Genomic DNA, 20,958 nt, shown 5'->3' on the forward strand with positions numbered 1-20,958 from the left:
ACTTTACTCTTCCAGATTTACTTTTCTAAATCCGCCATATGCTTTTTCCATTTCTTTATAAATATTTCTTCCTCTTTCTCCAAAGAAGAGAGTATATATCTCATTTGCCTTTTCAACAGGATCTATATCTCTAAATTCCTTAGGATAAACTACCTTTGCAATATAATACATATCACAAAGAGCGGTATCAATATTGGTATTATAATTGTTATAGGGCAAGATACCATATATGTTTTGTTTCCTATATGCCTTTAAAGCTTTATAAAAATCAGGATTTTTACTAAAATCCTCTTTAACTAAATATAGATTTCCAAGGTCCACAAAAATAATATCAGGATCCCACAAAAGAAGTTTCTCCTTCTCAATAAAAATACTTCCCTTCTTACCAATAGAATCAGCCACATTCTTTATGTAAAGAGGAGTAAAAAGAGGAAAGAAACCTTGTGTACTCTCGATACCTCTTGCCCCCTTAAATCCTAAAGCTCCTACATAAACACTTGGCCTGTTTGTATCCCTAATATACTTTGTCCTTAATGTAAAACTTCTTTGGGTATTTTTTATAAAGGAGATAAGAGCTTTTACCCTTGGCTCTTTATCTAAAACCTTGCCTATAACCTCTAAAGATTTGAATAAATCCTCTTCAAAGGTCCCAAGAGTTCCATAACTTAATACTACCACAGGAATCTTTGTCCTACTCTGAAGTTTATCTGCTCCATCTTTATCTAAAAGCTGGATTGCAAAAATTACGTCAGGATTTACAGAGATGATCTTTTCAGGATCAGGAGATGTATCAGGTCCTCCTTGCCCTATTATTGGAAGTCTTTCAATAATATCACTAAAGGCCATATTATAACTACGTCCTATTGTGTATTTTTTATCTATATTCTCTACTCCCACAATACGGTTAAACTGGTCCACATAACTTACTAACCTCAAAGCTCCAGGTCCAATAGCAACTACTCTTTTTACAGGTTTATTTATTTCCACCTTTCTCCCTAAAAGATCTGTAATTTCTATCCTTGATTTACCTTGGGAAAAGGTAAAATCAAGAAGGAAAAATACTAATAAAATCAGTAAAGCAATATATTTCATAAAACATACTTTCTTCCTTGCCATCTTTACCTCCTCCATTTTAAGTAGCACTTTTTTAAAAAATTATAACACAAAAACAGACAATCTTAAACAAAAAGACCTACAAAAACTATAAGAAGTTAAGTTATAATTGATATAAAGATTAGGAAAGAGGGGGAAGATAATAGTGGAAAAGGTAAACGAGAGGGAGAAGGAATTTAGGTTTGGAGATTGGGGCCCAAAATATTTAATGAGAGGACCTAAATTAGAGTGGGGAATATTAAAAATAACTCCAGGAAAAGAATTAGGAGCTCATTACCACAAAGAAGTTGAAGAAATATTTTACGTATTGTCTGGAAAGGCAGAGATGATTGTAGATGAAAATAAATTTGAAATAACACAAGGAGATGCTGTAAGAGTTGAGGCAAATGAGGAACACAACATTATCAATCCTTCAGAAGATTTTCTTGCGGTATTTATAAAGGTACCATATATCCCAGAAGATAAATATACAAAATAATAACGGAGAATTATTATGTCCATCAAAAAAGGAGAAAATATTGAAGGAATTTACAAATACAAAAAGGAGAAAGAAGTAAAACTTCCCTTATTCATATCAAAAGTTCCCGCAGGATTTCCCTCACCAGCAGAAGACTATATAGAAAAATATTTAGACCTCAATGAACTCCTCATAAAACATCCATCTGCCACCTTTTTTGTCAAAGTCTCTGGAAACTCTATGATAAATGCAGGAATTTACGATGGAGATATTTTAATTGTAGATAGAGCTTTAGAACCACAAAATAACGATATAGTTATTGCAGTAATAGATGGAGAGCTTACTGTAAAAAGATTGATTATAAAAAATAAAAAGATATATCTTTACCCTGAAAACTCCAACTATAAACCTATAGAAGTGGGAAGTGAAGAAAGTAATTTTATAATTTGGGGTGTTGCTACCTACGTTATTCATAAATTATGAAACACAAAAATGTATTCTTCATTGTAGATTGTGATTCCTTTTATGCCTCCTGTGAAAGAATATTTAACCCAAAAACTTGGGGAAAACCTGTAGTAGTACTTTCTAATAATGATGGATGTGTGATCTCCAGATCTCAAGAGGCAAAAGATATTGGTATTGAAATGGGAGTTCCTGTTTTCAAATGCGAAGATCTAATAAAAAAGTATGATGTACAAGTTTTCTCAGCCAATTTCACCCTATATGGAGATATCTCAAGAAGAGTAATGAATACTTTATCATTATTTTCGCCAGACATAGAAATATACTCAATAGATGAAGCATTTTTAATGTTTCCATATGAAGAAAACAAAGATTACACATCCATAGGAAAAGAAATAAGAAAAACCATATTAAAATGGATAGGAATACCTGTTAGCATAGGAATAGGTCCCACAAAGGTCTTAGCCAAAATAGCCCTCAAAATTGCTAAAAAAGATAAGAATGAAAAGGTATTTAATTTCCTGGATATAAAAGATCCAGATGAGATATTAAAAAATTTTCCTGTAGAAGACATATGGGGAATTGGTAAAAGGTATGCAGAATTTTTAAAAAGTAAAGGAATAGACACTGCCTATAAACTAAAAAATCTTCCTGATAGTTTCATTAGAAAATTCCTTACTATAATAGGATTAAGACTTGTATGGGAATTAAGAGGTATATCTTGTATACCCTTTGAAGATATGCCACCTCCTAGAAAATCAATTATTACATCCAGATCCTTTGGAAGCGATATTGAAAATATTGAAGATCTCGAGACCGCCATATCAAACTTTATTACTATATCCTCAGAAAAACTTAGAAAACAAAAAGCTCTTGCCAATTACATCCAAATATTCCTCCTTTCAAACCCCTTCAAAGATACCCCTCAATATTTCAATGAGATTACTATACCTTTAGAAAGACCTACAGCAAACACTATGGAATTGATTAGCTATGCCCTTTTAGGATTAAGAAAAATATACAAAGAGGGGATAAAGTATAAAAAAGCAGGAGTTATACTAATGGGACTTACTCAGGAAAAAGAAATTCAATTAAACTTTTTCTATACTCCATACCCCAAAAGCAAAGATGAAGAACTTATGAAGGCATTAGACGAGATAAACCAAAAATACGGAAGAAACACAATCTTTCCTGCCATAAATGGTATTCCTTCTGAAAATCAAAAATGGAGGATGAGGCAGAGAAGAAAATCAAGAAGATTTACCACATCTTGGAATGAGCTCCCCATTGTCAAAGCGTAAAAGGTTTAAGTAATCTCAGAAATGTGATACAGATCACTTTCAAAAAATCATTTTTTGATTTAATATAATGTATATAAAGAGTTATGATTTATAAATCACCCTCTAAATAAGTTTTATAAATCATCAACTCTTTAATACTTCAATATGAGGGGGGTAAGATGAAAAAATGCATCCTTTTATTCCTCTTAATCTTTTCCATTATATTTCTTTCTTCTACAAATGCTGCTCCAATAACACCAAAGTATGGAGTATTATTTGCAAGAGATGGTCAGACTATAAGCTATAACTTTACATTCCCAGATATCCCAGTCGTCTTAACTTCTGCTCAGATAAATGGGAGAGCGTTATCAAGCTGTGCGGTAGATGTGGAAAAAGATAAGTTTAAAATATCTCTAAGGGATGATGCAGGAAATAGAGTATCCTCTGCATGGGTTCAGTGGATTGCATTCCTACCTAATCCATCCCTTAAAATGGTAGGTGGAATAATAGTTGCAAGCCATGGTCAGAGAATTTCTTTCAATCTTCCCACATATCCAGTTATTGTTACAAATGCACAGATAGGAGGTAACGCATTAATTTCTGGGGCAATGAATAATTCTACTACTGGATTCGACCTTTACCTTGTTGATAGCAATGGAAATCCTGTCCAAAATGCGTGGGTACTTTGGGGAGCTATTGTTCCTGATGAAAAGCTTAATGGATTTAAAGGAGAAGTAAAATTACTCGGAAATGGTGTAAATATCAGCTTCTCACCTCCTTTCCCACAGGATCCTGCATATATACTATCCGCACAACCTGGTGTAATTGCTGGTGCTGTAAATAACAGAAAGGATGGCTTTTTACTTTCCCTTATAAAACATGATGGAACACCTGCCCAAAGCGTTTGGGTACAATGGCTTGGATTTGCTGGAATACCTACTACAACACCTCAAGTTACTATCCCCCCTCAGGTAAGTTATACAGAAATTGGAAGTGGATATGGAGCAGATATTTCCTCTGGTACATATAAATACACCATTGATAATGGATATTTGAAGGCATGGGTCTATGCTTATGCAAAACTGCCTGCAAGTGATGTTACTTCTTATTTAAGAGTACTTACTTACAGAAAAATTCAAATTAATGCTCCTGATAACAATTTTTACAATTGCAATCTAAATATGACAGTAGATGTTAAGGGATTAATTGCAAAAATTGATTATGCAATTCCTTTAGGTGCAAGTGACACTCAGTATTTAGGGAAAGTTGGTGTAGGAATAGTGGAATAGCCAGATCCATATAATTTCCAAAATAAACCTGGATATTCTGCAATAGTATGGCAAAAAGCCTCCCAGGATTGGTTAGAGAATTTACAATCCACAGTTTATACCACATATGGAGGCTTAGTGGGATATTTTGTACCAGGTTATGATGCCTTAGTAACTCTTTTACAAGTAGCTAATCAATCTATTGATGCAGCAGAATGTGTAAACGGAACATACAGATTAGATTTTAGAAATATACGTTTAAAAGGAACCACTACTTACTGTATATATGCATACATAGAAGGAAAGGCAAGAGCAGTTTGTTTAGGTGCTGCAGAATCTGCTTGCGAAGTAGATTTTTATCACCATGCTCCATATATTGCAGAATCTAAAAATAATGATCCTCTTGGAGGAAGAGGAGTAAAAATATTGAACTATAATATTACTTTTAAATCACAGTAAAGAGAGAGTATATCCTTTTATCTTTCAAGAATAACTAGGATGAATTTTAATAAAAAAGGAGGTAAAAATATGAAAAATAGATTTAATTTCCTTCATATTTTCCTAATTACCATAATTCTCCTAACTATTTCTATTGGAAAAAATTTTTCAGAATTAACCTTTGCTGGAATAACCTATCCTTATCAAGCTGGAATTTTATGTCATGATGGAGATTATGTAAGATTTTACTGTGATGCAAATAAAAATAACTATTTCTCTTATATGACCTCAAAGTCAAAATCCTGTTATATTGAGTTCTACACCTATAATGAACAAACAAAACAAGCAAAAGGAGAGGGCAGTGTCGTAAAGTTAATTGCTAATCAATATATCCCATCAACAAACTTGAATAGCTGTAATTTCAAAATCTTCTATATCCCCTCCAAATATTATGGAAAAATAATTGAGATCCATTTTGTAGAAAATAGATCTGTAGGTGGAGTAAATTGTCCAGAAAATGATCTGATTATAAAACTACCCCATATGGCAGAAGTAAGAAGATGGCGAAAAGTAGAATCTCCTCCTTGGTGCGACTTAGATATCTTTGGATTATATTCGGAAAATGATTGGAAGAACTATGCTAATAGTGTGGCAGATATAAGATTGAAACAAGGTATAGAAAGCATCTTTGGTTATAATGGAATATTCCAATCTATAAAGAATATAAAACCAAATGAAGTTTATACCAATGTAGCCTTAAACAGTATTCTTTCTGGAATAGCAGATGCCTATCTCCCATCCTCTTTTTTAGATCTTATAAATGATTGGATAATTGATAATACAATAGAACTTGCAAGTGTTATCTATGAAATTCAAAAAACCGCTTTAGGAGAGTTAGGAGCAGCTTATGGAGATGTTTTAAGTGCTGGTTTCATGGCAGTAGAATACGTACAATGGACCAAAAGCATATTATGGGAAAAAGTACCATTATCTATACAAAATGCTCAAGAAGCAAAATCTACTATTGAAAATTACCAAAACATAGCCAATTCATTATATTCTACCTCCTACTCCCAATATCAAGCCTTAGTAAATTTAATAAATCAAGAAAAAACTGCAAGACTACAAGGAAATAAATTATCATTGTTAAATGCTCTACAAGGACAAAAAAGCATCTATTATAAAGCTGGCTTTAGAAACAATCCCAAATTCCTAAACGATAATATAAGTGATAGTGAAGGCTTACCTTTGATCCACATTGCCCTCAAAGCCTATAGAATAGCCCAAAGAGAATCAAGCAGAACTGATATACCAAAGGAGTATAAAAATGCTTGGAAAGAAATAAAATTACTTTCCAAAAAATTAACCAACACATACTTTGATCTTTTCATATTGACCGATTGGGTGTTAAAAACAGAAAAGGAAAAATACCTACTTAAAAATTTTTAATAAGAAGGAGGATAAAATGAAAAAGTTCAAATTTATTTTATCCTTAATTCTCATAATTTTTTTAAACATAGGCTTTTCAATTGCCCAAGAGGAAATAGAAGAATTTATAGAAGAGGAAGTTGAAGGCTTAGAACTAATCCAAAATGGTAATTTTAACGAACTTATACCATGGGAAATAATATTAATAAATATAAAAGAGACTAACTACTATGAAGCACAAATATATGTTGACTACTTTATGTGGGTAAGAAAAAATTCAGAAGCTGATGGAGGATTTGTAGGAATTAAACAATCCTTAGGAAACTTCGATTTAAGAGATAAAAAAAGTTTAAAATTATCCTTTGATATATTAATTTCCTTTCAAGAATTAGATTCTGATGGATGGGCAGGAGGAGAATATCCAGCTCAAGTTATACTAAAATTTGAAAACGAAAACAATGAGGAATATGTATATAAAAAATGTTTTATACTGAAAGGAAGCACAATAAATTATCCAGAAAATAATGTAACAGAAATAGAAAGTGGAGATTTTTATCACTTTGAGGCAGATTTAATAGAAGAAGATATCTATAATAATATAGTATCTCATCCATATCTAAAAGAGATTATTATTGGTGGAAGTGGTTGGGACTTTGTAGGGGCAGTTGATAACGTATCATTAATCGTAAAGTAAAATTGTTAAAATATTTTAATTTGCCTTTTTTTCAAAATAAGTTATATTTAAATAGAAATAATTACAAACCACAAGGAGGTGGAGCTATGAAAAAAATATTAATATCAGTTTTATTAGCCTTAACTATCTTTACTTTAACTTATTCTCAACAAACTCCCAAAATAGATGGAAAGCTTTCTCCTAATGAATATAATAACTATATTAATCTTTCTAATGGTGATTTTAGGATGTTTTGGAAAATTGTAGGAGATGAAGTCTATATTTTAATGATTGGAAGAACAAAAGGCTATGTAGCTCTTGGAATAGCACCAACAGTAAAAGCTGGAAATGCAGATTATATAATAGGGTATGTGACTGACAAAGAAGTAAAAGTATTGGATTATTTTGCCCCTGAAAAACATGTAGCACATACATTAGATAAAAAACTTGGAGGAAAAAACAACATATTAGAATTTGCAGGCACGGAGGATAATGAATATACCTACATTGAATTCAAAAGAAAACTAATAACAGGAGATAAATACGATAAAGAATTTCCAAAATCTGGGAAATTACTTATCGTTTGGGCTTTAGGAAGCTCTGATGATCCAAGCTCTATGCACGCAAAAAGAGGTTATGGAGAGTTAAACTACTAAAATAAAAATACAAAAAGGGGGCTTTTTAGCCCCCCTTAACTATAATTCTTAACTACTGAGGATTAGCTCCTGTATTTCCATCTTTATCAAGCTTTAACACATAAAAATTATATGCACTTGGTCCAAAAGACGCTGTAGCACCTGCCACTATATAACCACCATCGGGTGTAGTCTTTATACACCTTGCTTCATCATTGGAAGGTCCCCCATATTTTTTATCCCATTCCTTTATACCATTACTATCAACCTTTACCACATATACATCTTTAAAGCTTTCCTGAGAAGTCTCTCCTGCCAAAATAAATCCCCCATCACCAGTTTTTACTATGGAATAAGCTTTATCATTGTTATTTCCTCCAATTTTTCTTTCCCAAGCTATATTCCCATTTTCTAATACTTCCAATAAATAGATATCATAGTCTCCTGATTCTTTTGAATCACTATATCCGCAAACAACATATTTTCCTGCCTCTACCTCTACTACATCAAAAGCTCTATCATCTCCTGATTTACCATAAATTAGATCCCATTCTTTTTCTCCATTTTCCCTTAATTTTAATACGTACACATTACCATTTCCATTTTCATTTACAAATCCAACAACGATAAAACCTCCATCGCTGGTAGGCTTAACACTATTTGCACACTCAGGTTGAGTACCTCCGTATGTTTTTGACCATGTTACGTCTCCTTGACTATTAAGCCTTAAAATATAAAAATCACTACCTCCAGCTCCAAAGGAAGTAGTATATCCCGCCAATATATACCCATCATTTAACTTAGCTATACTGTTTGCAACATCAGCATTAATTCCCCCAAAACTTTTTACCCAATCTGCATCTCCATCTTGTTTGAGTTTTAAAACATAAAAATCAGCATTTCCCTCTCCCATAGAATAGGTCTCCCCTACACCTATATATGATCCATCATCCAATTGTAAAATAGAGTAAATTATGTCATCAGCTGAACCACCATAAAATTTTTCCCATAATTTATTTCCATTTGCATCAAGCTTAAGAATATAAGCATCACTTCCTAAACCAGTAATAAAAGATTGACCTGCAACAATATACCCACCATCATTGGTAACATCTACAGAAAAGGCAAAATCATAGTAATCACCACCAAATACTTTTTGCCAAACAATTGGTTTTACAGGTGAAACACACCCAGAAATAAACAAAAGAAGTAGAAAAAGGAGTAAAAATCTTTTATTCTTCATAAAAACTCCCTCCTTACCATTATAAATAAAAAGGAGTAAAAGAGAAGAAGTGTAAAAAAAGTGTTATAAAGTGATTTCACTAAATTGTATAAATTTACTTCTCTTTTAACTACAAAAAATAGTATAACAAGAAAGAAAAAATTTCAATACTTACTCTTTTTCTTCTTTTATCAGCATCGCACCTGCTTGTTCAAATCCTTCTATTATCTTTTCATAATCGTCAGCTAAAATAGTACCATTTTCCAATGTTATATCAATATTAATATTTACATTCTTAAAAATTTTACCCAAACAATTCAAATACCTTAAAATATCAGATAGATTTCCCTTTGTAGAGGTCTCAAAGTTTAAATGAACCTTACATGGACCTTTACCCATAAAGATGAGATCTTTATTTTTAGAAACAATAAAGAACCCTTCTCTGCTAAGGAGCCCATCTTAGAAAATTTAAGATTTACCTCTAAGAAAGAAGAATTTTTAAAAAAATTTGGAAATCCTGTTAATACAAAAAGAGAGTATTGGGAAACCTATGAAGATTACATAGAATACCTTTATTATCCATGGGGTACAGTATGGTTTGCTCCTTCCCCAAAGAATAATGATTTAGCAAGGTACATATTCTGTGTAGAGATTACTAAAAGAGGATTAAAAGGACCAAGAGGAATTCAAGTGGGAGATAGTTATAAAAAAGTACTAAATAGCTTTAGATATAACCCAGAAAAAATAAAAGATAAAGAGTATCTTTATTACTTTTCAAAAATTGAAAATGGCATATTATACGAAAAATTCGGAATTATAAATTATAAAGATAAAGAGATAGATAGTATCTTCTACCAAGATTCACTATATTGTAATGTTGAATTTAAAATATCAAAAGGGCACTTGGTAGGGACATAGGTACCACTTTTAAGGAAGTCAGAAAACATCTTGATAAAAAGCCCTGCAGCTCTTAATAAGTCTTCTAAAAGTATAACAGGAGTCTTACCATTCATACCTATACCAAATCTTGGTCTAAAGAAGTTCCAAGTATCCTACCATCTTTTTGATTATTCTTTTCAAATGCAATTCTCACAAGTTCTCTTGCTTTTTCAGGTGAATCTCTGTCCCTTCATCCTTGGATATAGTTGGGAGATCTGAAAAAGAGAACCTTAACTTTCATAATTATACCAAGGATGATGAAGACAGGGGTTTATCTTTACTCACTTCTTTATACTGGCACCTTGTCCATACCTATTTGGTAACATTCTCGATTTCTCTGGGGGTGTTCGAAAAATTACAAAATTCAATAAATTTTCATAAGAAAATTGCTTAAGTTTTTATCAATTATTTTAAAAAAAGGCAATATAACAAATTGAAAAAAAAATAAGGTTAAGGGCATAAAGAGCAAATACCGCTAAAGCTCTCTTTAAGGCTAAATCCTCCCTTATAAGCGCAAACTTTGACCCCAGTTTAAGTTTTATGTTACCAAAAACCCCCTCTATTAAATATCTCATTTCCTTTCCCTATCTCTCCCCCCAACCTTGGATTCTTTCCTCAATGGATGTTTTATCCCAACCCTCCAAGTCTCTTTCATCTTAACTGCCAACTAACACCCAAGCCCCCTCACCCTCTCCAATATGTCTACAGCATTAAATCCCTTGTTTCCAATAAAAGGTAACCCCAAAAGTTTATCAACCCTACTAAGAAGTCTACGCAACATCTCAACCTCAGAAGCATATGCGAAATCTACCTCACAACTTAAAGGAATTATCCTTTTCTTCTCATCTATCCCAACTAACAAAACAGCTCTGACATGTGAGGCAACTTCTTTTGCAGCTGTCCCACGAAGCCATCCTAAAACATACTTCTCTCTATAACCAAATCCAGTCCCATCTACCACTAAACCTTTCCATCTTTTTCCATCTCTTCGAAAAAATATCTCCCCAACCTTCTCAATTAACTCTTGTAAAACTTCCTTCGGAAGTTTTTGAACCCTATAATGATAGGTGCTTAAAGCTGGAACAGAATACCCTTCAAGAGAGACATATTCTAAAATCTCTCTATAGGAAAATTTATGCAAAGTTTGAAATAGCCAGAGGGAAATAATAAATACATCATCATAGGACTTAGGTCTGCCTATCTTTTTGGAGGTTAAAATTGGGTTTTCCTTCAAAATGTCTTTTACTAATTGAAGCATTTTACAAAAAGAATACTTTGATCTTCTCATTTCCTTTCACCCATTCTTAAATTCATTATTTAATTTTAAATTTTATCATAATTTGATTTGGAACTATTGTGTTTTAGAACACCCCCTCGATTTCTCTTGACAATTTTTATGAAAACTTGTATTTTAACAAAAGGATTACCTTTATGGAAGAAAAAGAGATAATAACTGTTAAGCAAGCCGCAGAATATTTACAAATGGATGAACACACCATCTATAAACTTGTTCGCACAGGACTTGTCCCTTCTCTAAAGTCGCTGGCCAGTGGCGGTTTAAAAAAGATGTGATTGATAATTGGATGAGTGAAAAATCTTTAGAAAGGGTTTTACAAAATATTAGATCTTCTACTGGTAAATAAGTGAGGTGAATTATGGACAGTCTTCAAAAATTCCAGAATTTACTCAAAAAGCTTTTCCAGTTTGAAGCCTCCGACCTAGATTTCGGTATCTACCGGATCCTAAATTACAGACGAGATAAAATCGAAAAATTCATTGAAGAAGATCTAAAAGAGAAGGTTGAAAATGCCTTCAAGAAACATAAAGGTGAAAGATTAACCGAAATAGATCAGAGATACGAAAAGAAAAAACAGGAAGTTATTCAGTTTTTTGGACCACATGCCTTCACTTCTACCGGTGAGCTTAAAGAAGAGTTTAAAAATACCCCTCTGGGCAGAGATTTTCTTTCCCTGAAAGTGCAAAAGGAAGAGGCAAAAACTATTGACGAAATCAAATTACAGGTCTTCAATGATCTATATAATTTCTTCTCTCGATATTACGAAGAAGGCGATTTCGTTCCCAATTACCGCTACTCCATAAAAGGACATAAATATGCTATTCCTTATAACGGAGAAGAAGTAAAACTTTATTGGGCAAATTCAGACCAGTACTACACAAAAACAGGTCTTCTTTTCCGTGATTACACATTCAAAACTAATGATTACAAAATCATTTTCCGTATTATCTCAGCCAAAGAAGAACTTGCTTCAAACAAAGCCACAAAAGAAAGATTTTTTATCCTTGATGATGAAAACCCAATAACAGTTGAGAATAAAACATTAATCATCCGTTTCCAGTATAGAGAACTTACAGAAAAAGAGGTAAAACACTACGATGTAGAAGGTGGAAGTAATCTTGCTAAACAAGAGAAAATTAACCAGAAATGCTATGAAGAGATTCTGAAAGAAATAAAAGATATCGCACTAAAAGATCTTTTAACGCAAGTTAAAAATGAAAAGCCACTCCTTCTTTATCAATTAAACAGATTTACAGCCAAAAACACAAAAGATTACTTCATCCACAAAAACCTCAAAAAGTTTCTTTCAGAGCAACTTGATTATTTCATCAAGGCAGAAGTTTTTGATATTGAGACACTTGAGAAGGAAAAATTCTTAGACAAACATATCACAAGAGCAAAGGTAGTAAGAGAAATCGGAGAAGATATTATTGATTTTTTATCTCAAATTGAGGATTTTCAGAAAAGATTATGGGAAAAGAAAAAGTTTGTTTTAAAAACTGAATATGTAATTACTACTGATAGAGTTCCAGAAGAGTTTTATGATGAGATTTGGGAAAATGAAAAGCAAAAAGAGGAGTGGAAGAATCTTGGCTTTGAACTTCCAAACTCAAAACAAGAGCTAAAATATAAGAAACTTCCTGTTGATACAAAATATTTTAGTCTTGAATTCAAAGAAAGATTTCTTGAAAAACTCACTGAGAATGCAAATTTAGAAGACCTTTTAGATGGCTTGCTAATCAAAAGTGAAAACTGGCAAGCATTGAATTTGCTTCTGGAGAAATATAAAGAAAAAATTCAGACAATATATATTGATCCACCTTATAACACAGGAAGTGATGAATTTCTTTATAGAGATAGATACCAGCATTCATCTTGGCTTACAATGATGGAAAATAGATTGAGTTTGGCAAGAGAGTTAATGAGAGAAGATGGTGTTATTTTCATAAGTATTGGAGATACATTAAAATCTCAAATTAGAATAAATTCAACATCTCATTTGCAATTTCTTTGTAACTATCTTTTTGATGAGAACAATTTTATAGCAGTTTTTGTTAGAAAAAGTGGGATCGCGCCAAGACAAGATATAAAACATATAGCTAACTCTCATGATTATGTTTTATGCTACGCAAAGAATATAGAAAGGGCAAATATAAACCGCAAGCCAGCCGATGTATCCAGATTGAAATACCAAGATGAATATATAAACGAAAGAGGGAAATTTGATTTAAATCAATTAGATAGAGGAAGTATTCAATATTCTGAAAGTTTAGATTATCCAATAATCATTGAACCCGGCCAAATTATTGAAATTTTTGATGGTAATTCATTTCAAAGAATACCCTCACCTGAGAGAATAGAAGTATGGCCCGGTGGTGATCCAAAAGATAAAAGATGGATTTTTAGATGGTCACAAGAAAAAGTAAAGTATGGGATTGAGAACGGTTTTATCGTGTTTAGAAAAAACAAAAATGGAAAGTGGAAGGTCTATTATAAGGAATATGAATTAGTTGACAATGAAAATAAACCAAGAGAGAGAACCAATCCATATGATACATTAATCTTGGACTTTCCAAATGAAACTGGAACATCCGAAATTGAAAATCTATTTGGCAAAAGAGTTTTTGAATATCCTAAACCATCTAACTTGATAAAACATTTGTTAGAGATAGGCTCTGATCGTAATTCGACGATTTGTGACTTCTTTGCCGGCTCAGGAACTACTGCTCATGCAGTAATGAAACTTAATAAAGAAGATGGTGGTAAAAGAAAATTTATCCTTGTAGAAATGGCAAATTATTTTGATACGGTTATTATTCCAAGAATTAAAAAAGTCGCTTACAGTTTCAATTGGAAGGATGGAATGCCACAAGATACAGATGGAATAGGTGGCTTCTTCAAATACCAGATCTTAGAACAATACGAAGACACACTTGATAATATTGAACTAAAAGAAAATCAAAAAGCAATGGAGCTTTTCAAAGATGATTATCTTCTAAAATACTTTCTTGACTTTGAAACAAGAGAAAATCCCAGCCTTCTCAATATTGACAGCCTTAAAAGCCCTTTCTCCTACAAACTAAAAGTCAATCTCGAGGAAGTTGGCGAACCACAGGAAGTGGTAGTGGATATACCAGAAACATTTAATTATCTTTTAGGATTAAATGTCAAAAAGATAAAAGCAAGAAATAATGGCAGGAAGTATCTTTTCATTCTTGGAGAAAAACAAGGAAAAGATTTTGCTATCGTATGGAGAGAATATGATGATAGATGGAGTGATAAAGATTATAAGAAAGATAAAGAGTTTATTATTAATGAACTTAAACCTTGGGCACCGCATGTTGTCTATGTTAATGAACAAAACATCTTAACCCCAAAACTTGGTGAGCAAATAGTGGAAATCAGATATATTGAGCCAGAATTTAAAAAATTAATGGGGTAAAGGCTATGAATGTAGAAAAATATCTTGTTTTGAATAAATACTTGCTTTCCCTTTTTGGAGTAAGTGAGTTTAGGGATTTACAGCAGAGGTTAAAGGATGTACCTGTTGGAATTGATAATGATGGAAGAAGCCATTTTGTAAATGTTTTGCGATCATCTTTCAATATTTCCGACAAACTTAACGAAGATGCTCTTATTAGATACGATAGCAACATCCAATCCTATGTAAGAAAAATAAACTACAAGCGTGAACCTGTCTCTTTAAAATACTTTCAGTATCTGGCTGTGCTTTTCACAGAGATTATTTTGGATGCTCTCAAGAATAAAAAACAGGAGTTTTTTTACGATCTCAACCAGTTTCTTAAAGGATATGAAGACGAGAAAGTGAAAGAACTTATAGATGAGATTACCGAAAACGATCTTAAGAAGCTTGCCTTCTGGATGGCAACAGGTTCAGGTAAGACCCTTATTGCACATATAAACTACTATCAGTTTTTTCATTACAAATTATTCTCTCCTGATAACATTATTTTTATTACACCAAACGAAGGGCTTTCAAAACAGCACTTTGATGAATTAGAAAAAAGCGGAATACCAGCAAGACTATATTCTGATAGTTTAAATGGCGGACTTAAATATGAAAATGAGGTTTTAGTGATAGAGATTACAAAAATTGTTGAAGAGAAAAGGGGTGGTGGTGTTACACTACCAGTTGATGTATTTGAAGGTAGAAATCTTGTTTTTGTAGATGAAGGGCATAAAGGCAGAAAATCAGAAGAACAAAAATGGGCAAAGTTAAGAGATAAACTTACAGAAAATGGCTTTGTTTTTGAATACAGTGCAACCTTCGGACAGATTCTAAGCGAAAAACAGTCAGAGACACTTAGAGATTATGCAAAATCTATTGTTTTTGATTATTCCTATAAATACTTCTATCTTGATGGATATGGAAAAGACTTCTCAATTCTAAATGTAAAACCGACAAAAATTTCCGATCAAGAATTCCAGGAAGCAATGTTTATAGCTAACCTCTTATCCTTTTACGAACAACTTCTGGTATATGACGAGAACAAACCTTTAGCCAAAGAGTATAACATTGAAAAGCCTCTTTGGATTTTTGTTGGTACTACAGTTACTGGAAAGGAAGAGGAATCAGATGTTATTCAGATTGTTGAGTTTATAAACAGGGTTATCAAAGAGGAGGAATGGGTTAAAAAGTGGGTAAAAGATATTCTAAATGGCAATACAAATCTAAGAGATGAAGACAATAAAGATATATTTAGTATCAAATTTGGTTATCTTAGAGAAAGAGGAGTGGATTTTGATGACCTATACCGAAAGGTTTTTGGTGGTAGGGGGAGATTGCATATATACGAGTTGAAAAACGCTGAAGGAGAGCTGGGGCTAAAGGTTTCTGAGAATGAATATTTTGGAGTTATAAATATTGGTGAGGTCTCTGGGTTTAAGAAGCAATTAGAGAAAAAGGGAATTCCGGTAGAACAGGATGCTGTGTCAAGCTCTCTTTTTGATGATATTAAAAAGGAAAACTCAAAGATAAATCTACTCATCGGTGCCAAGAAATTCATTGAAGGGTGGGATACCTGGCGTGTTTCATCAATGGGGCTTTTAAATATTGGCACAGGACAGGGTCCACAGATTATTCAACTATTTGGAAGAGGCGTGAGGCTCAAAGGTAAAGGAATGTCGCTTAAGAGAAGTGAAGAGAATACCTCAATTCGCTATTTAGAGACGCTCAATATCTACGCTATTAAAGCTGACTATCTAAACAGATTTTTAGAGGCGATAAGAAAGGAAGAAGTAGAATTTGAGACAATTGAAATACCAGTAAAGCTTCAGCATGAGGACAAGTGGGAAAGCCTTTATACCCTTTCCAAACCAAAAGATAAAAAATTTGAAGAAGAAGAAATTCTAAGACTTGAAATTGATAATAAAATTTTCTTCACGGTTGACCTTTTGCCAAGGATCTCTGTATACCTATCAGAAGGGAGAAGAGATGAAGGAATTAAAATAGAACAGGTAAAGAAAAAGATCGATGAATTAAGATTCCCGGAGGATATCACAGAGCTTCTTGATTGGGAAAGAATATGGCAGGAGGTTTGCGAGTTTAAGATTGCAAAAGGCTACTGGAACTTGGTTCTGGATAGAAATGTACTAAAAAGCTTGCTTTTATCGGAAAGATATAAAATTATGGCGCTTCCCGAACTTCTGGAGGTCAAAAACGGAGATGATTTGCAACGACTGGAGGACATTGCACTTCTCGTCATTAAGAAATATCTGGACTTATTCTATAGGAAATATGCTAAACGCTTTGAGACGGAAAACCTAAGTTTCAATAAAGTTAGTAAACAATTATTACTATTTCCCATCGAAGAAACTAACATACAGTATGGATATACAGTTCAGGTAGATAAGAGGAGAATGGACCTAATCACTAATATAAAGAATCTAGCAAAAGATTTAGAAAAACTACTGAGGGATGATGATGAAACCCTGCCACGAATCTGTTTTGATAATCATCTCTATGTACCGATATTACTCCAAAGTGAGAAAATAGACAAGATTTCTCCAATGGGTTTGGTGGAAAGTGAGTATAAATTTGTTCTGAGTTTAAGGAAATATTTGAGAGACAATAAAGATAAATTTAAAAATGTTGAGGTATATCTTTTGAGGAATTACCCATTTTCTGGTGTAGGTTTTCAACTTCAATGGTCAAGATTCTATCCTGATTTCATCATGTGGGTGAAAAAAGATGAAAGACAAACCATTGTGTTTATAGACCCAAAGGGATTAGAACATACAAAGGGGCTCGATGATGAAAAGATACAATTTAAAAATGAGATTGAGAGATTAGCACTAAAACAAAAACCTGATAATGTGGCTTTAAAATCCTTTATTATCTCCGCAACTCCATACAAGAAATTGATAGAAGGAATGGTATCTCCACCTTCAAAAAATGATTACATAAATCAGCATGTTCTGTTTCTAGAAGATACAGATTGGCCCGAAAAACTATTTTTGCTCATCTTAAATCAAACAAACACTGATTAGATAAGGTAAGGGATAAGTTCTGATGATAGGGATAAATTCCAATCTTTTGAAGACTTGGGAAAAACTTGTGAGAAAAAGATTAATCGATACTTTAATCTAGGGGGATAAACTATGAGAGACTACTCAAAATTGGAAACAGAAAAAATATATAGAAAGATGGAAGAAATTACTCACGAGGACTATCTAGAATTTATCAAAGATAAGAGATGGAAATCCGGGAGCATCAAACTTATAGAGAGTTAAAGGATGGAAGTTTGGGGCTTTAGCCCTACTCCTTGATTACTTGAAAGGAGCCTTACCCCTTGCCATTTTTATAACACTGGGTATGGTAGAAAATAAATATATAATAGTTATCTCGGCCCTTGCGGGAGTGTTTGGACATGCTTTTTCACCTATGTTAAGATTTAAAAGGGGAAAAGCTGTAGCAGTATCCTTTGGAGCATGGTACGTACTTACTAAATGGGAAGCATCTACTATTCTTGGGATTACCTTTACTATATTCACAATGATAAAACTAAGAGGAACCACCGTAGGAGAGGATGCATTAAGAGTAATAATAGTATATATAGTGCTTATTCCATACATTATTTATAAATTGATTTTAGGAGAAATGCATTTACTACTTTTTTATATAGGAAATTTTTCCGTCATATGGTATAAACATTGGAAAGATCTTAAAGAATATCTATCAAAATTTTTTAATTATTCTTAAGCTCCAATTCTAATTTTACTTTAAAAATATGAGAAAAATTTTCTATAAGTTCTTTAATTTCTTGAGGGGTGGAATTAGGCTCCGGTTTAACAACACAGTAAAAGAGGTTATTTTTTTTATTTAACGCTATATGTCCAAACCTTTCCGGAGGAATGGTTTTCTCTATAAGTTTTTTAATTTTCCATACATCTTCTTTATCCTTAAAATACGCAATAAAATTAGAATTTCCAATCTTTAAATTTTCTTTAGATAGCTCCTTTTTCTCTTTTATATTTATTCCAAACCCATAAAAGAATTTCCTTACAATATGAACATCCCTCGATATTTTAAAATTCAGAAAAAGAATTATATAAAGCCTATCCCCTCCTCTAAAAAGAAATAGGCATCCATAATAAACTTTGTCTTGGCAAAAGAGTAAGGGTTATTTCTACCTTATTAATATATTTATTTTGTAATACATATTGCGCCTTAAAACCAACAGTTCCACCAAGGTATATATAATCTTTATCCTTCGGTTGAAAAGCTTCCTCAAATCTTCTTATATAATTGATAATAAGAAGTCCATTTAATCTTCGACCTTTATAAAACTAGAGTGCAACCACACCTGAAAAAGCAAAGAATATCATTAACAGACTCTGATTCATAGAAACAGATCCTCCCTCTATTCTATATAGTCTTTATAAAGGGAATATAATGCATCAATACCCTTAAGTGAACATTTCATTAGAGGAATCTCCTTTATTTCTATAGATTTAAATTCACTTTTAATTTCCTCTCTAAGAAGCTTTTCCCTCACAAGGTCAACCTCACAACCAAGAATTTTTTCAAGTTCATCCCACAACTCAAAAAATTTAAGCCCAATTGGTCTCTCAATTTCAATAAGAATATCTACATCGTTCGTTTCTTTTTGCTCACCCCTTGTATAAGAACCAAATACTCCAAGTATAACCACACCGTATTTTTCCCTTATCTCCTCTTTGTGTTCCCTGAGAATCTTTTTAATCTCCTCTAAGCTCTTCATTCCTCCTCTTTCTCTACAGGTGGGATCTGAGAAAGGTGGGAGAGAACGCTAAGAATCCAGTTTATACCAGACAGCCAATTACCTGAAGATAATCCAATTGTATTTGCCTCAATATAATCCCAAATCATAGGTAAAGCTTGCCTTGAATAAGTATGGGCTATAGTATCTCTATTATTTTCCCATACTGTTAATACTGAAGAATAATCTACTAATCTTCCTAAAGACAGCCCTAAATAACTCACCACTGCCTTCGCATACTCTTCATCATATCCTTCCTCAATCATCTTTTTATATGCCTTTCTTACCCTCTCCGTAAAAGTAATCAATGCCAGCTTTTGGCGAGAGTTAAAAAGGTCGCCCCACTTCTTAAAACCATACCCCCTGCCAGCAACTGTATTCGGATCTTTTGTATTCATCTCCTCATCTGGTACAGGATCTATACCCCATTCTTCCATTAATTTACTTCTTTTTTCTTCCAAATATTTTTCTGCCTCTTTAAAAATTTCCATATCCTTTTCTGTTGCCAATCTATATGTCTTTCCTTCACCTTTCCCACTATATAAGACTACTGCTATCATTCTCTGGCCAGATTTTCCATTTTGAAATAGCTTTCTTGTGGTATCATCATCTATGGTAGATCCACATATAGGGCATACTACTATAGCCCTTGAGACAGTGCCTTTTTCAGGATCAAAATTAGGAGGCATCTTTTCATATCCATCGCCAACAATCTTAAACTTAACCTCTTTTCCCTCTACATAGGGATATAGAGAGATCTTTTTATTATCCTTTTTGGCAAGCCAAAATTGCCTTACAAGGGGGATTTCTGCCCCACAACTTGGATTTTGACATAGTATAGTTCTTGCCCAAATATATCCAACAGGAATTTTTCCATCTTCATCCTTGGGGTAAAATCTTTCTATCTCCTTTTTTGCCTCATTAAGTACCCATTCTCCCCATTTTTTTACGTCTTCAACAAGAGGATTTATCTCTATCTCCTCTTCCAAAAGCCCATTATTTCTTTTTACTTTCTTTCTTCCATACTTTTGGGGATACTCCAAGGTGCATTTTAATATTAAAGTTGCCACAGGATTATATTCACTGGCATATACTTCGCATCCAATCCTATAAGCTTCTAAGGGGATAGATCCTCCTCCTGAGAAGGGATCAAGAACCTTTGGTGGAACCCCATTATTTGCAGAAAGTATTTCCTCTCTTGTCCTTTTTATATAATGTCTATTAAGAGAATTTTCCCATTTAGAAAAATTTATGATAAATTGCCTTATTTCCGCCTCTTTTACTGGATCATTAGGATATGGGATTAATGCAGAATAAGATGTAACACGTGAGCTTGCTAAGGGACGCCTTGCCCACCAAATATGTAAAGTTGATATATGCCCTTGTCTAATATTTTTTTCCTTGGAGGACTCTTCACTTACCTCTTTAACAGGGAATGTTACCTCAATAAATCTTTTATCTTCCTTCATTATCCATATTCCTCCC

Annotated in this window: 20 protein-coding genes; 14 read left to right on the top strand and 6 right to left on the bottom strand. The window is 33.0% G+C overall.

Translation table 11 applies throughout. The features are described 5' to 3' along the window. Positions 1-3 precede the first annotated feature (3 nt). A complete protein-coding gene (locus ACY3JM_RS01295) occupies positions 4-1,116 on the bottom strand; it encodes an iron ABC transporter substrate-binding protein (RefSeq protein ID WP_463111500.1) in 1,113 nt (370 codons plus the stop codon). A 142-nt stretch (positions 1,117-1,258) separates the two neighbouring features. On the opposite strand from ACY3JM_RS01295, the gene ACY3JM_RS01300 reads away from it, so the two are divergent. The 8 genes from ACY3JM_RS01300 to ACY3JM_RS01335 all read left to right on the top strand — a co-directional run bounded on the left by ACY3JM_RS01300 (position 1,259) and on the right by ACY3JM_RS01335 (position 7,775). Continuing rightward, the gene (locus tag ACY3JM_RS01300; protein ID WP_463082999.1) at positions 1,259-1,591 is read left to right on the top strand and encodes a cupin domain-containing protein; all 333 of its coding nucleotides are present in this window, start codon (positions 1,259-1,261) and stop codon (positions 1,589-1,591) included. A 15-nt stretch (positions 1,592-1,606) separates the two neighbouring features. After that, positions 1,607-2,053 (top strand): LexA family protein, encoded by a 447-nt coding sequence (locus ACY3JM_RS01305; RefSeq protein WP_463083000.1) that lies wholly within the window; start codon positions 1,607-1,609, stop codon positions 2,051-2,053. After that, positions 2,050-3,333 carry a Y-family DNA polymerase gene (locus ACY3JM_RS01310; protein ID WP_463083001.1) on the top strand — a complete coding sequence of 428 codons (1,284 nt, stop codon included), beginning with the start codon at positions 2,050-2,052 and terminating at the stop codon, positions 3,331-3,333. Before ACY3JM_RS01305 ends, ACY3JM_RS01310 begins: the two co-directional genes overlap by 4 nt. Positions 3,334-3,491: 158 nt before the next feature. Further along, entirely contained in the window at positions 3,492-4,601 is a 1,110-nt protein-coding gene (locus ACY3JM_RS01315; protein ID WP_463111501.1) for a hypothetical protein, read from the top strand. A 117-nt stretch (positions 4,602-4,718) separates the two neighbouring features. Next, positions 4,719-5,039, top strand: coding sequence for a hypothetical protein (locus tag ACY3JM_RS01320; protein ID WP_463111502.1), 321 nt, complete (start codon positions 4,719-4,721; stop codon positions 5,037-5,039). Between the two features lie 69 nt (positions 5,040-5,108). Then, complete coding sequence (locus tag ACY3JM_RS01325; protein WP_463083003.1) at positions 5,109-6,467, top strand: hypothetical protein; 1,359 nt, start codon at positions 5,109-5,111, stop codon at positions 6,465-6,467. Between the two features lie 16 nt (positions 6,468-6,483). Continuing rightward, the gene (locus tag ACY3JM_RS01330) at positions 6,484-7,140 is read left to right on the top strand and encodes a hypothetical protein (RefSeq protein ID WP_463111503.1); all 657 of its coding nucleotides are present in this window, start codon (positions 6,484-6,486) and stop codon (positions 7,138-7,140) included. Between the two features lie 86 nt (positions 7,141-7,226). After that, entirely contained in the window at positions 7,227-7,775 is a 549-nt protein-coding gene (locus tag ACY3JM_RS01335; protein ID WP_463083005.1) for a DOMON domain-containing protein, read from the top strand. A gap of 52 nt (positions 7,776-7,827) precedes the next feature. On the opposite strand, the gene ACY3JM_RS01340 is transcribed toward ACY3JM_RS01335, so the two are convergent. Both ACY3JM_RS01340 and ACY3JM_RS01345 read right to left on the bottom strand, forming a co-directional pair. After that, complete coding sequence (locus ACY3JM_RS01340) at positions 7,828-8,997, bottom strand: hypothetical protein (RefSeq protein ID WP_463111504.1); 1,170 nt, start codon at positions 8,995-8,997, stop codon at positions 7,828-7,830. A gap of 150 nt (positions 8,998-9,147) precedes the next feature. Beyond that, positions 9,148-9,288, bottom strand: coding sequence for a hypothetical protein (locus ACY3JM_RS01345; RefSeq protein WP_463111505.1), 141 nt, complete (start codon positions 9,286-9,288; stop codon positions 9,148-9,150). Between the two features lie 60 nt (positions 9,289-9,348). On the opposite strand from ACY3JM_RS01345, the gene ACY3JM_RS01350 reads away from it, so the two are divergent. After that, positions 9,349-9,894 (top strand): hypothetical protein, encoded by a 546-nt coding sequence (locus ACY3JM_RS01350; protein WP_463111506.1) that lies wholly within the window; start codon positions 9,349-9,351, stop codon positions 9,892-9,894. A gap of 688 nt (positions 9,895-10,582) precedes the next feature. Here the strand turns inward: ACY3JM_RS01350 and ACY3JM_RS01355 are convergent. After that, a complete protein-coding gene (locus ACY3JM_RS01355; protein ID WP_463111507.1) occupies positions 10,583-11,203 on the bottom strand; it encodes a transposase in 621 nt (206 codons plus the stop codon). 143 nt (positions 11,204-11,346) lie between these two features. Between ACY3JM_RS01355 and ACY3JM_RS01360 the strand changes: the two genes are divergently transcribed. The 5 genes from ACY3JM_RS01360 (at position 11,347) to ACY3JM_RS01380 (ending at position 18,434) form a co-directional block, all read left to right on the top strand. Further along, positions 11,347-11,487, top strand: a complete 141-nt coding sequence (locus ACY3JM_RS01360; RefSeq protein ID WP_463111508.1) for a helix-turn-helix domain-containing protein — start codon at positions 11,347-11,349, stop codon at positions 11,485-11,487. An 83-nt stretch (positions 11,488-11,570) separates the two neighbouring features. Continuing rightward, on the top strand, positions 11,571-14,654 hold the full coding sequence (locus ACY3JM_RS01365) for a site-specific DNA-methyltransferase (RefSeq protein WP_463111509.1): 3,084 nt from the start codon (positions 11,571-11,573) through the stop codon (positions 14,652-14,654). A 5-nt stretch (positions 14,655-14,659) separates the two neighbouring features. Beyond that, positions 14,660-17,722, top strand: coding sequence for a DEAD/DEAH box helicase family protein (locus tag ACY3JM_RS01370; protein WP_463111510.1), 3,063 nt, complete (start codon positions 14,660-14,662; stop codon positions 17,720-17,722). A 111-nt stretch (positions 17,723-17,833) separates the two neighbouring features. Further along, complete coding sequence (locus ACY3JM_RS01375) at positions 17,834-17,965, top strand: hypothetical protein (protein ID WP_463111511.1); 132 nt, start codon at positions 17,834-17,836, stop codon at positions 17,963-17,965. A 40-nt stretch (positions 17,966-18,005) separates the two neighbouring features. Then, entirely contained in the window at positions 18,006-18,434 is a 429-nt protein-coding gene (locus tag ACY3JM_RS01380) for a glycerol-3-phosphate acyltransferase (protein ID WP_463111512.1), read from the top strand. Between the two features lie 661 nt (positions 18,435-19,095). On the opposite strand, the gene ACY3JM_RS01385 is transcribed toward ACY3JM_RS01380, so the two are convergent. Next, positions 19,096-19,455 (bottom strand): nucleotidyltransferase family protein, encoded by a 360-nt coding sequence (locus tag ACY3JM_RS01385; protein WP_463111513.1) that lies wholly within the window; start codon positions 19,453-19,455, stop codon positions 19,096-19,098. After that, positions 19,452-20,942, bottom strand: coding sequence for a DUF1156 domain-containing protein (locus ACY3JM_RS01390; protein ID WP_463111514.1), 1,491 nt, complete (start codon positions 20,940-20,942; stop codon positions 19,452-19,454). Before ACY3JM_RS01390 ends, ACY3JM_RS01385 begins: the two co-directional genes overlap by 4 nt. Positions 20,943-20,958: the final 16 nt, after the last annotated feature.

It is taken from the genome of Dictyoglomus sp. SSW (assembly GCF_055181335.1).